Here is a 12,230-nt window from a genome sequence, read left to right on the forward strand (position 1 = left end):
AGGTTTAAAAAGGAAATAAAAAAGCCGGCAGTTTGCCGGCCAGTTAATTAGTCTTTCTTATCTGTGCTGAGCTTGTTTTTCACATCATCTAATGTATCTTTAACAGCATCTTTGGCATCATCAAGCTTTTCCTTGGCCTTGCCAAGTATTCCTTCTGCTTTGCCCTGTGTTTCACGAGCCTTATCACCCGTTACTTTGCCTTCAACTTCTTTAGCTTTACCGGAGATCTTGTCCTTGGTGCTGTCGACTTTACCATCTAAACTCATAGATATTACCTCCTTTTAACATCAATTATCATATAAGCTTATCTAAAGTGCAACAAAAAAGGCCCTCTGAGCGATTAACTGAGGGCCAGCAATTATGGGAGTGAGCAATGACAATTGACTTGGAGGAGAAAGGCCACTGCTCACGGTTACATAATAGCACATTCCTTATAGAAGATACTAAAATAGCCCTCGGTTGGGGGCCGAGAGCCTAAAGATAGGGTATTACAGAGGAGTGAAAATGAGTATCTGTTGGGAACAATTTAATTCTAACTCATTGAAATTTTTTAAGCAACAAAAAAGCTCTCGGGGCCGAATCCGAGGGCTTAAGAACTCGGGAAGTTCTTCATGAGAATGTGAGCAGCGTCATCAAACTGCTCACGGTCATTATATTTTCGGAGGCGAGTAGATGCAGTGGACAGATGAACAGATCGGTGACATTAAGAAGCTCGCCTCTGAAGGCTTTACCAGACGAGAGACAGCCGACAAGCTAGGGATTAGCTATGATGCGCTTCAAGGCAAAGCAAGACGGCTTGGGATCGAGTTTCAAAAGCCAGTCAAGAATGAATACGATTCAGATGGAACGCAGTCCAGTGAAACAATTCTAAAGGTTGTCAGGGGTCACAAAATGACGCCTAGAGAGGTTTTGGAAGCTCATGGGTACGATTACACCAAGTGGGAGCTTGTACGTGCCACAAGCAACTTCTGGAAGCAGACGCCTGAAGCAACGTTGTATCAAAGCAAGATACAAATCAGGCCGTTAGTTGAAGCAGAACAATACGAATCATTGATGAATGACATCATCACACACAAGGAGCCATACCAAGCTAAGGCTCCTATTTTTGTGGAATCAGATCGCTATCTAGTCATTCCTGCGTTTGATACACATTTCAACGGTCACACGTTTGATGTCTATGCTGAATCTCTGAAGCGTCAGCTAGAAATCATTGAACGTGGTCACTACGCCAAAATATTGCTCATTCTGGGCGGTGATCTGGCTCACGTTGACAATATCAACTCGACCACAGCTAAGGGTACACAGCTCGAAACAACCGACTTAGGCGAAACCGTGAACGAAATGGAGCAATACTTCGAGACGTTGATTGAAGCAATTATCAAGAACGCCAATGAGTGTGAGGTCATGTATTGTGCCGGTAACCACGACCCGTCAGTCGGATATATGTTCGCACGGTTATTGAAACGCGCCTACAGCAACCAGCCGAATATCACTTGGGATATCGATTTGAATCATTACAAAGCGGCCATGCTGGGAAGAAATTTCATTGGCGCGACCCACGGAGACAAGGGCAAGAACAACTACCTTGCGAAATTTTTAGACGCATACGGTTTCATGCTGGGAACGGCACAGAACCGCGAGCTGTTTACTGGCCACATGCATAGCGAAATGTCTCGCGACCTTGGAGGTTTCATTCAGCGGCAAGTGTCGACTAGGAAACCGACGGATAAGTGGACAGATGATCTCGGCGTGGTTGCTCACAAAACGTTTGAGCTGGTCGAATACAGCGATCATGATACGAGGGCGATCTACTATGTCTAATGGAATGAAACGTGTTAGCTACGGTTATGTTTCGCAAACCGAGCAAGCAATCATTGAAGAATTATCGAGAGAAGAGAAACACATGCAAGCAATTATCTACACGAAGCCGCACTGCCAAAAGTGCCGGCGAACAGTATTCAGGCTGTCACGTGTCATGCCAGTACAAACCATCACAGCAGACGCGGACGACTACGAGCGGTTCCGCAAACTAGGCTATCGATCAATGCCAGTAGTAACAATTTACAAGGCAGACGGCACACATGATGAATGGTGCGACTTGCGGGTTGACAAGATCAAACAATACACGGAGGGATAGACATGCTATTCGATAATGCTAAAGGCCAAAGCAGGAAATTGTCTCACCGTCAGTTGCCTCCACCAGCACCAGTGCTACCAAAAATGGAAGGATCCCTGCCAACTCGTGCCAATGCAACTAAGAAATACAAACACAGTCTGATTGCCGAAGTTAACGAAGCCATTAATCAAGGAATTAATACTACATCCCCAATCTCAGTTGGCGTTTCCAAGTATAATCCAGCAGTCGTTAATGAAGTAATCAGCTTACTAACGACTGCTGGATGGGATGTTACTGGCATAAACATTGACGGTTCCTATTCGACAATCATATTGTCTTAATCGAGAGACGATTTAGCATGTGCAATTTTTTATTACTGCTCACACTAATATTCGTGCTGGCAAAACTGTTCGGCTTGATCGCATGGCAATCGTCATCGGATTACATGAGAAGGGTAGACATGACTAACACATCGTATACGGGAGATGCCCATGCCAAGTAAGAAGCTCGCCTTTATAAATGGCAGACCACAGTTGGTTGATGCCAATGCTCGTGTTAGATCGGAGGCGGATAGGCAGTACAACCGTGTGCGGAATGAGCAGCAGTCGGACTACCTTAGGTTCTATCACAGTAATGAATGGAAGCAATTGCGCGAGCAGATATTGATTAGAGACAACAGTTTATGCCAACGCTGTGGACTGGAAGCCTCATTAGTTGATCATATTGTTCCAAGCGAAGATGACTGGGAAGACCGCACGAACGCGGATAATCTTCAGGCTTTATGCAAGGATTGCCACTATTGGAAGACGAGACGTGAGACAACCAAGCGTAAGAAGGGACAACATCGATCCATGAAGATTACAGTAATCGTTGGCTATCCAGCAAGTGGCAAGTCAACATACGTCAAGCGGCATCAAGGACAGCATGACCTCGTCTATGATTACGACCATCTCATGACGGCGTTAACAGGCTTGCCATTACATCATGGCAATATAGATGCCAATGATTATGTGCAGCTAATCTATGAGCTGATACTGCGGAAGCTTAAAGCAGAGCAGACCTTTGACCATGTATGGTTAGTCATGACATATCCAGATGAGAAGCTAGACACATTGCTTGCTAGTCGAGATGTCGAACACATACTCATCGATACTGACCGAGACACATGCATGCAGAGACTGTCTAAGCAAGGTCGAGATGTGAGTCAACTCATCAAAGCGATGAACAAACTTGACGAAATGAAATCAGAAAACAAATTTGCAAAATTCAAAAAAGTAAAAAATCAAAATTAAAAAATTGAATTTTTGAAAGAAATTTGTCGGGAAAACAAACGGGCTGAAATCCTCCATACCCCCCTTCACTTTTATCGGGGGTTACATTTTTTGAAACGGAAGAACGGTCGGCCTCTTTTTTGCGCCCCAAATTGTAACGATTTCTAAGGCGTCAGGGGTAAATGAAGCCCATTTTATATAGATATAAGGAGGTGAAGTGGGGAATGGCTGGAAAATATAAAGTGTTGGCAATGTCTAAAGGTGATTTGACCAAGGAACGGCAAGAAGCCAAATTACACGCGGAATTGATGGCAAAAGACGGAATTCCAAAACTTCAAGTAACGCCTCCAAATCATCTTGATCCAATCGCCAAGCAAGAATATAAACGAATCATTGAATCGCTGGGTACCTTACCACTTAGAAATCTCGATCGCGCCGAGTTGGAAAACTATTGTACATGGTATTCGGTTTACAAAAACACATCGGTCAACATGAAATTGGCTTTAAAGAATGGAGATCAAGATGAATATTATGCGTACATTAGCACCTTGAATAAAGCCACAGCAAATATTAAAAGTCTAGCCAGTGATCTTGGTCTTAATGTCAATAGCCGGATGCAGATGAGCATGCCTAAGACCGAAGCACAGAAGAACGATTCAATCATTGATACTTTTGGCTGACCGTGATGGAGGTGATGCTGGTTGTCAAAATTTAAGGATCCAATGCCTAATTTCATAAAACGTGTGCTGGACGGTCGTCTTATTACCTCTAAGGCAGTTAATTTTGCGGTGAAACGGCATCAAGAAGACTTGAAACGAACAGATTGGCGATGGCGATATGATCCAAATCTAGCGGGAAAAGCTGTTAAATTTATGGAGATTCTGCCAGAACCAAAAAGTGGGAAACCACAACCATTAGCACCGTTTCAAAAATTCATTATTGGCAGTATATATGGCTGGGTTGATAAAGATGATTCAAATATAAGGCGATTTACCGATGTGTTCATTTCGATGGCACGAAAAAACGGTAAGTCGCTTTTGATTTCTGGCGTCATTCTGTATGAGTTTCTGTTCGGAAAGAATCCAGCCAACAAACGGCAATTATATACCGCTGCTAATGATCGCAAGCAGGCTGGAATTGTGTTCGGAATGGTCAAAGACAGACTACGTGCACTCATGCGGAAAGACCCTGGTATCAAACGAATGGTTAAGATTACGCGAGATGAACTTGTCAATTTAGACGACGGATCAACAATTCGCTCATTCTCTCGTGATACAGGACTTGTCGATGGCTATGAACCACACGTGGCTGTGGTTGACGAATATGCCAATGCTAAAACAACAGACATGATTGAAACCCTTGCCTCAGGGCAGGTGTTACTGCCAAGTTATTTGACGTTCATCATTTCAACGGCTGGATTCGACATGAATGTGCCGATGTTTAAACAAAATTATCCATATGCCAAAAAGGTGTTGTCAGGCGAAGTAACGGCAGAACGCTATTTTGCATTCATTGCTGAACAAGACAACGTGCAAGAGGTTGATGACCCAAATTCTTGGATCAAATCGAATCCGCTACTTGACGTTGACATTGTGCATAATCAGATCACCGACTATTTGACCACAAAGCTATCTCAAGCTCGTGCTGATGGCAGTTTAAATGCAAAACTGGTCAAGAATTTCAACATTTGGCGGCAAGCGACTGAAGATAGTTATTTAGACTTCGATGCTTGGAAGGATGCTGAATTGAGTGAAAAGCCTGATATTCGCGGCAAAAGAGCTTGGATTGGTATTGATGTTGGTCGTACAAGCGACCTTTTTGCCATTACTTGGTTAATCCCGCAAGAAGGCTGGTGGTGGCTCGATGGTTATGCATTTGTCGCTTCTAAAGGCGGAATTGATAACAAAATCAAGACAGATCGGATTGACTACTTGGCTGCTGAACAACACGGCGAAGGAGAAATCAGCAGCTTAGAGTCAGGTATCATCGACAACGATCGGGTATATGAATGGCTCGAAGACTTCATTGAACGTAATGACTTAGATGTTCAAGGCATCATGTACGACCCTTATCAATTTGGACCAATTCTAACGGCAATTGAGAAGAATCATCCTGAGTGGCCGATGGTACAGGTACGACAAGGGACGATGACACTGTCAATGCCAACTAAGCAGTTCCGCGATGACGTTATAGGCGGTCGCATAAAGCACTCAGATAATCGCATTATGCAGGCCGCCGCAATGAACGCGGTTCTAATGTCTGACAATAACGGCGTCCGTATTAATAAGAATAAGTATGCTAACAAAATAGACATGATTGATGCCACGCTTGATGCTTATGCCATCGCGTTCAAGGAAGACTTGGACAACTACTTGGACGATGAGCGTGTCTTCAGCGATGATTTTGGCTTCTAGGAGGTGATAACGTGAATGGAAAACTAGCTAACTTTTTTAGAATTCTTGGCGCAAATATGGCTGGAATTGCCACTGTTTTAGGCTTCATTTTAGCCGGATATGGGGCTTTTTTAATCAATAGACCTACTGGATTCATGGTTTGCGGCGGCTTGTTGTTTGTTCTCGCCTTTATTCTGTTGCTTCCTGATAACGAAGGGAGGTGAGATGAATGAAGCTATTTCGAGGATTGGCAACCGAAGTGGACCCTCACTGGGCAGATAATTTGCTCGATTCTGGGGTAATTCCATCATTTCGAGGCGGATACCTTGGCATTTCTGCCTTGCAAAACTCTGACGTGCTTACGGCTGTATCGATTGTATCTGGTGATGTTAGTCGTTTCCCGCTAGTAATCACGGACAGATCAACCGATGAGGTTGTTGACTTAGACAATATTGATTACTTGATGAATACGAAGGTAAATAAGCGGCTGTCGGCTTATCAGTGGAAATTTTCCATGATGGTCAATGCGATTTTGACTGGCAATGCTTATTCGCGTATTGTGCGCGATCCGATAACCAACGAACCAGCGATGTTTGAGTTCTATGCCCCATCACAGACGCAGGTGGACACAAGCGACCCCGATAACATTATCTACCGTTTCACGCCTTACAACTCTAGTATGCAAAAAGTATGTGGATTTGATGACGTCATTCACTGGAAGTTTTTCTCATACGACACAATCATGGGGCGCTCACCGCTGTTGTCGCTTAGTGATGAAATTGGACTTCAGGAGTCAGGCGTTTCAACATTACAGAAGTTCTTCAAGAGCGGCTTGAAAGGCTCAATTATCAAAGCAAAGGAGAGCCGTCTGTCTGCCGAAGCACGCCAGAAGATTCGTGAAGATTTTGAAAGGGCACAGGCAGGTGCTGATGCTGGATCGCCTATCGTGGTTGACTCAACAATGGATTATCAGCCATTGGAGGTCGATACCAATGTCCTAAACTTAATTAACAGCAACAATTACTCGACCGCGCAGATTGCGAAAGCATTACGTGTGCCAGCATATCGGTTGGCGCAGAACAGCCCGAACCAGTCAGTGAAGCAGTTGGCTGATGACTACATTCGCAATGATCTGCCGTTTTATTTTGAGCCGATTACAAGTGAGTTTGAGTTGAAGTTGCTTGATGACAATCAGCGCCATCAGTATCGCATTGGCTTTGATACTAAAGCCGTCAATGGATTGCCAATCTCTGATGTCAAGCTAGCAATTGACGGCGGCATTTGGACTGGCAACGAAGGTAGGGCGCAGCTTGGCAGCAAGCCGCTTAAAGATCCGAACATGGATCGGATCCAGTCAACGTTGAATACTGTTTTCATTGACCAGAAAGAAGCTTACCAAGCTGAACATGCATCGCAACTGAAGGGAGGTGATGCTAATGACAAAGGAACTGCGAATGACAGCAACGCCAATGCAAATTCGTGATGGGGATGATAATCATCCTGCCGTTATTGAGGGGTATGCCCTTAAATTCGACAGACAATCCGAGATTATGGGCAGTGGCGAGCTGAGTTTCCGCGAACACATTGACCCACACGCACTTGACAATACGGACATGAGTAACGTTGTTGCGCTATTTAATCATGACAAAAACCAAGTGTTAGGCCGAACGGGAGTCAATTTAGAGCTGGCGGTTGATGAAACGGGGCTAAAATATACGTTGACGCCACCAGATACACAACTCGGTCGCGACTTACTCGAAAACGTCCGGCAAGGGATTATCAATCAGTCAAGCTTTGCATTTACGATTGCGCCAGACAAAGACGCGCAAAAGTGGCAAAAGTCAAGCGAACGAGGGGTTAAATACGAGCGCACGATCAACAACATTGATCATCTGTTCGATGTCTCTCCAGTAACCACGCCAGCGTATCCGGATACTGAGGTAAAGGTCGGAGCACGATCGTTGGAACAGATAAAAGCGCTAGATCAGCTTCCAGAATGGGAAATTAAGCGGCGCAAGATGCTTTATCAATTGAATAAAGAGGACTTACTCAAAGGCATCGAATAATAGATGTCTGTTTTTATACAAAAAATAAGGAGGGTCACTAGATGACTTTAGATGAAAAATTAGCTGCTGTTAAAAAGCAACTTGATGAAAAACGTTCAGCGTTGCCAGCTATGAAGGCAGAACTTCGTTCTTTACTTGAAGGTGAAGATTCAGAGGAAAGCCTGAAGAAGGCAGAAGGTGTTCGTGCCAAGTATGATAAAGCTGGCAAAGAGATCAAAGATCCTGAAGAAAAACGTGACTTATACGAGGCTGCGTTGAAAGGCAATGAACAGCCGAGTGGGAAGAAGCCTATCCATTCGGAAGAGCATAGCTATCGCGATGCACTTAATGCTTATTTGCATACTCGTGGCCGTAATACAGAAGGTGTCAACTTTGAAAAGACTGATGTTGGTACATTTGCAGTTTTACGAGCTGATCCTGCTGATGCTAGTGATGCGGTAAATGCCGGTGTCAAGTCTGCAGATGCTTCCTCGACCATTCCAGAAACTATTATCAATACACCACAGCGTGAATTGCAGACAGTGGTCGACCTGAAACCATTCACTAATGTCTTCCAAGCCTCAACACAAAAGGGAACTTATCCAACGATTGCAAATGCCACTACCAAGATGGCAACCGTTGCTGAACTGGAAAAGAACCCGGCAATGGCTAAGCCTAATTTCAATCCTGTCAACTGGTCCGTGGAAACCTATCGGGAATCGTTGCCAATTTCGCAGGAGTCCATTGATGATTCTGCGATTGATTTGGTCGGCTTGATTGCTCAAAATGCACAACAAATCAAGGTCAACACGACCAACAGTGCTATTACGAACTTGCTGAAGGGATTCACTCCAAAGAGCATTACCTCCGTTGATGATTTGAAGCATATCAATAACGTTGATTTAGACCCTGCATATTCTCGTGTAATGATTGCTTCACAGAGTTTCTACAATTTCTTGGACACGGCTAAAGATGGCAATGGTCGCTACTTGCTACAAGATAGCATCTTGACCCCGTCTGGAAAGAGCGTTCTTGGTATGCCGATTGTTGTTGTATCTGACGACACGTTGGGTGCAGCAGGCGAAGCACACGCCTTTTTGGGTGACATCAAGCGGGCAATTCTGTTTGCTAACCGCGCAGACTTCATGGTTCGGTGGATTGATGATCAGATTTACGGCCAATACTTGCAAGCAGGAATGCGCTTTGGTGTATCTGTTGCTGACGCAAAGGCAGGGTACTTCTTAACGTATGCCCCAAAAGCGTAACGCCTGACGGAGTGACTTTGAGCCAGAAAACGTTCACGGGTGGTGTCGGAGCCACAAAAGATATCACGGTGACAGTCACTCCTGATGGCGCTCCTCAAGCAGTTGAAGCTGTGTCAAGCAATACAAGCGTCGCTACGGTTGCTAAGAAGTCCGATGGTGTTTACACCATTACCAATCTGGCAGCGGGATCAGCTACAATCACATTTAGCACTAATGGCATCAGCTCAGCGCTTGCTGTTACTGTTAACGCTGGGTAGGTGATTACTCTTGGCAGATACTACGCTTGACAAAAGCCCACTGACTGATGAACAGTTTCAGGTTCTGAAAATGTACTTGAAGGTTGATCAGACAATCGAAGACCAAATGATTATGCAACTGGTGCATGACGCTTGTGATGAAATCAGTTCGGCTATTAGTTTTGGATCAAATCCGGAACAATTTCTAAGCAATCCAGAAACTCGGGATCGTTTCTTCACAGCGCTAATGAAGCAAGTGAAGGAAGACTATGACTACCGAGGTATGGGTGCTGAAGTCATGCGCTTTCCGTTGCAAACATCAACCACAAATATCATCAACCAGCTTCGCTCAGAATTGCCGGAAGAGGATGGTGGTTCTGATGCGAACTAATCGAATGACTGAGAGAATTACGTTCGTCAGCTATGAGTCAAAAAAGGTTAACGGAGTTCCGGTTGATGGTGTGCCTGTTAATCATATGACGGTTTGGGCGGAAGTTCCTAAGGTACCAATCAGAGAAGCAAATGACCCACAGACAAAGTTGGACACTCGCAAAGACAGCCCGACTTTTTTAGTGCGATTTTTGACCGCAGAGGAAATCCAACCAACTTGGAGAATTCAATGGCGTGGTAATGACTATCAAATCACAGGTCTTGATCCCGATTACGATAGGCGTGATCTGACAACGATTACGGCAAAGGCGGTGAGCTGATGGGCGTAAAAGTCACAGGGGATGCTGAAATGCTCGCTAATCTTAACAAGCTTCAATTTGGGTTTGCAAAAGAAGCTCGAGCGGCTGTCCGAGATGGCGCACAAAAGTTTGCCGACAAGCTAAAAAGTAATACGCCTGAGTGGGAAGGCGAGACCGATATGAGCGGACATCTGAGAGATGACATCAAGATTTCAAGTGTCCGTGAAACGAGCGGATTAACAGAAGTAGACGTTGGATATGGTAAAGATACTGGCTGGCGTGCTCACTTTCCAAACTCAGGCACTTCAATGCAGGACCCGCAGCATTTCATTGAAGAAACCCAAGAAGTCATGCGGCCAGTTGTTATCGCTACTTTCCTAAGCCACTTGAAGGAAGGCGGGATGTAATGGCACCTGAAAAACGTGTTTATGACATTCTGTCATCCAATTTGGATATTGCTGACAAGGTGTATATAGGCACTCCAGACTTCAATAACCAGACTAGCGTAACTCCTGAAAGTTTAGCTCCATGGGTGAGAATAACTTCTTTGCCCGGTGATGCTGCTGATTATGCTGACGATTCTAGGATATTAGAGTATCCGAAAGTGCAAGTAGACTTTTGGGTGAATAACACTGACTGGGATCAGCAAGAAAAAATAGAAACACAGATATATCAAGCACTACATGCGGCTGGCTGGGAAAGGTATTATCGCAATTCCTATGTTGATGGTGATACCCCAACCCTCCGCATGACAACAGGATACTTTCAGTTTCAAGGACTGCCGATTGGCTAGTCCTTTTCATTTTCCTAAAGGAGGATTTTAAATATGGCAGATACTGCTGTTACAACTAATAAGAAGTTAGCAAAATTTGGGGCTTCGGCCTTTGAATACGGGGTTGTCGGTGATGACGACTTTGTACAAAGCACACGCAAGATTCAAGGCTTATCTAGTGTGAAATTGGATATTAAAACAGAGCAAAAGACGCTGTCCGCTGATGATGGCCCGTACTTGATTCTTTCTGGTGGTATCACAGAAGCAACCGAAACAATCGAAATGTACGATGTGGATTCACAGATGAAGGCTGATTTATTTGGCATTAAGGTTGTTAATGGGGTTGAAGTATATCCAAAGAACCTTAGCCCTAATTACGCCGCAACTTTGTTCCGTACAAAGCTATCAAATGGTAAATACGTTTGGGTTGGTATGCTCAAGGGAATGTTCTCACTTCCGGGCGTTGATACCAAGACTGTTGACGGCACGCCAGATCCGAGCGCTGACAGCATCGAAGGATCATTCATTCCTCGTGGTGACCAAGACACTGGCAATGTTGTGTTGATTGGTCGTGAAGACAACGATGGATTCAATTTTGATACCTTCCACAGCTATGTATTCCCTAAGACTGCTCAAGACGCGACTATTGCCCCAAAAGCGTAGTCGGCGTCAGCTTTGAGAACAGTTCGATTAACCTTGCGGTTGGCGCATCTACAGTGCTAAAAGTGCAAGTTGATCCGGCTGATGCCGTAAATAAACAAGTTACTTTCAAAACGTCAGATCCTACCATTGCCACCGTTTCCAGTGATGGAACTGTGACTGGTGTAAAGGCAGGGTCTGCAACCATAACAGTCACAACTGACGATGGTGGTAAAACTGCCACCGCAACTGTAACTGTGGCTTAGCAATAAACTCGTCGCCTTGTAAATGCACAATACGCGAACAGCGGGCGGCTTATACCTAAGGAGATTAAGCATGGCATATCAAATTAAACTAAATATCAAGGGTGAAACTTGCGTATTCACACGAAATGGAGAGCCAACATTACGCGATACCACGAACGCCTTAAAAGTGCAGCAACAACAATTGCGCATGCTAAACCGTAAAGATGGCCCTTCAAACGATGATTACGATGAGAACGAGAAAAACTTAGCCAAATTTGCGGTTGATTTCTGGAAAAACCAGTTTACTACCGATGATGTTATTGATGGCTCGTCTATTTCTTTGAAATCGTTGGATTCAATCAATGATGCCATTGGCGATTCTCTAAGCGATGGTGAAGAGGATAAGAAGGACACAGCAAAAAAATCACCGAAGCGGACGTCAAAGAAGCCATTAGCAACCTTGACGACTTCTACAAAGCAAGGCTCTCTGAAGGCTACCGATTAGCTGACGTTGATGCTATGACGCTCCGCGATATTGAAAAGCTTAACCAGATTTACG

The 12,230-nt window shown here is 44.5% G+C and carries 19 protein-coding genes; 18 read left to right on the plus strand and 1 reads right to left on the minus strand.

What is annotated here, in order from left to right; translation table 11 throughout:
- Positions 1-47: 47 nt before the first annotated feature.
- Positions 48-266, minus strand: coding sequence for a CsbD family protein (locus LACPH_RS02520; protein ID WP_025013983.1), 219 nt, complete (start codon positions 264-266; stop codon positions 48-50).
- Between the two features lie 406 nt (positions 267-672).
- Between LACPH_RS02520 and LACPH_RS02525 the strand changes: the two genes are divergently transcribed.
- The 18 genes from LACPH_RS02525 (at position 673) to gpG (ending at position 12,176) form a co-directional block, all read left to right on the plus strand.
- On the plus strand, positions 673-1,821 hold the full coding sequence (locus LACPH_RS02525) for a GcrA family cell cycle regulator (protein ID WP_306387223.1): 1,149 nt from the start codon (positions 673-675) through the stop codon (positions 1,819-1,821).
- A complete protein-coding gene (locus LACPH_RS02530) occupies positions 1,814-2,137 on the plus strand; it encodes a thioredoxin domain-containing protein (protein ID WP_306387224.1) in 324 nt (107 codons plus the stop codon). The genes LACPH_RS02525 and LACPH_RS02530 overlap by 8 nt, the downstream gene beginning before the upstream one ends.
- Before the next feature lie 2 nt (positions 2,138-2,139).
- Complete coding sequence (locus LACPH_RS02535) at positions 2,140-2,457, plus strand: hypothetical protein (protein ID WP_306387225.1); 318 nt, start codon at positions 2,140-2,142, stop codon at positions 2,455-2,457.
- Between the two features lie 150 nt (positions 2,458-2,607).
- Positions 2,608-3,408, plus strand: coding sequence for an HNH endonuclease (locus LACPH_RS02540; RefSeq protein WP_306387226.1), 801 nt, complete (start codon positions 2,608-2,610; stop codon positions 3,406-3,408).
- A 203-nt stretch (positions 3,409-3,611) separates the two neighbouring features.
- Positions 3,612-4,067: a P27 family phage terminase small subunit gene (locus LACPH_RS02545; protein WP_306387227.1), complete on the plus strand. Its 456-nt coding sequence runs from the start codon at positions 3,612-3,614 to the stop codon at positions 4,065-4,067.
- A gap of 21 nt (positions 4,068-4,088) precedes the next feature.
- The gene (locus tag LACPH_RS02550; RefSeq protein ID WP_306387228.1) at positions 4,089-5,801 is read left to right on the plus strand and encodes a terminase large subunit; all 1,713 of its coding nucleotides are present in this window, start codon (positions 4,089-4,091) and stop codon (positions 5,799-5,801) included.
- Between the two features lie 11 nt (positions 5,802-5,812).
- Complete coding sequence (locus LACPH_RS02555; RefSeq protein WP_003661399.1) at positions 5,813-6,004, plus strand: hypothetical protein; 192 nt, start codon at positions 5,813-5,815, stop codon at positions 6,002-6,004.
- A gap of 5 nt (positions 6,005-6,009) precedes the next feature.
- Positions 6,010-7,263 carry a phage portal protein gene (locus tag LACPH_RS02560; RefSeq protein WP_306387229.1) on the plus strand — a complete coding sequence of 418 codons (1,254 nt, stop codon included), beginning with the start codon at positions 6,010-6,012 and terminating at the stop codon, positions 7,261-7,263.
- Complete coding sequence (locus LACPH_RS02565) at positions 7,217-7,846, plus strand: HK97 family phage prohead protease (protein WP_306387230.1); 630 nt, start codon at positions 7,217-7,219, stop codon at positions 7,844-7,846. Before LACPH_RS02560 ends, LACPH_RS02565 begins: the two co-directional genes overlap by 47 nt.
- 41 nt (positions 7,847-7,887) lie before the next feature.
- The gene (locus tag LACPH_RS02570) at positions 7,888-9,090 is read left to right on the plus strand and encodes a phage major capsid protein (protein WP_306387231.1); all 1,203 of its coding nucleotides are present in this window, start codon (positions 7,888-7,890) and stop codon (positions 9,088-9,090) included.
- Between the two features lie 17 nt (positions 9,091-9,107).
- Positions 9,108-9,347 carry an Ig-like domain-containing protein gene (locus LACPH_RS02575; RefSeq protein WP_306387232.1) on the plus strand — a complete coding sequence of 80 codons (240 nt, stop codon included), beginning with the start codon at positions 9,108-9,110 and terminating at the stop codon, positions 9,345-9,347.
- 10 nt (positions 9,348-9,357) lie between these two features.
- On the plus strand, positions 9,358-9,717 hold the full coding sequence (locus LACPH_RS02580) for a head-tail connector protein (RefSeq protein WP_306387233.1): 360 nt from the start codon (positions 9,358-9,360) through the stop codon (positions 9,715-9,717).
- Positions 9,707-10,036: a head-tail adaptor protein gene (locus LACPH_RS02585; protein ID WP_306387234.1), complete on the plus strand. Its 330-nt coding sequence runs from the start codon at positions 9,707-9,709 to the stop codon at positions 10,034-10,036. Before LACPH_RS02580 ends, LACPH_RS02585 begins: the two co-directional genes overlap by 11 nt.
- Positions 10,036-10,422: an HK97-gp10 family putative phage morphogenesis protein gene (locus tag LACPH_RS02590; protein WP_306387235.1), complete on the plus strand. Its 387-nt coding sequence runs from the start codon at positions 10,036-10,038 to the stop codon at positions 10,420-10,422. Before LACPH_RS02585 ends, LACPH_RS02590 begins: the two co-directional genes overlap by 1 nt.
- Entirely contained in the window at positions 10,422-10,808 is a 387-nt protein-coding gene (locus LACPH_RS02595) for a phage tail protein (RefSeq protein WP_306387236.1), read from the plus strand. The genes LACPH_RS02590 and LACPH_RS02595 overlap by 1 nt, the downstream gene beginning before the upstream one ends.
- A gap of 33 nt (positions 10,809-10,841) precedes the next feature.
- Positions 10,842-11,450: a major tail protein gene (locus LACPH_RS02600; protein ID WP_087911794.1), complete on the plus strand. Its 609-nt coding sequence runs from the start codon at positions 10,842-10,844 to the stop codon at positions 11,448-11,450.
- A 53-nt stretch (positions 11,451-11,503) separates the two neighbouring features.
- On the plus strand, positions 11,504-11,692 hold the full coding sequence (locus LACPH_RS02605; protein WP_236944229.1) for an Ig-like domain-containing protein: 189 nt from the start codon (positions 11,504-11,506) through the stop codon (positions 11,690-11,692).
- Between the two features lie 70 nt (positions 11,693-11,762).
- Entirely contained in the window at positions 11,763-12,176 is a 414-nt protein-coding gene (gene gpG, locus LACPH_RS02610; RefSeq protein WP_003661382.1) for a phage tail assembly chaperone G, read from the plus strand.
- The last annotated feature ends 54 nt before the right edge of the window (positions 12,177-12,230 follow it).

Origin of the sequence: Lacticaseibacillus parahuelsenbergensis, from assembly GCF_030770265.1 — a bacterium.
Classification (GTDB): Bacteria; Bacillota; Bacilli; order Lactobacillales; family Lactobacillaceae; genus Lacticaseibacillus; species Lacticaseibacillus casei.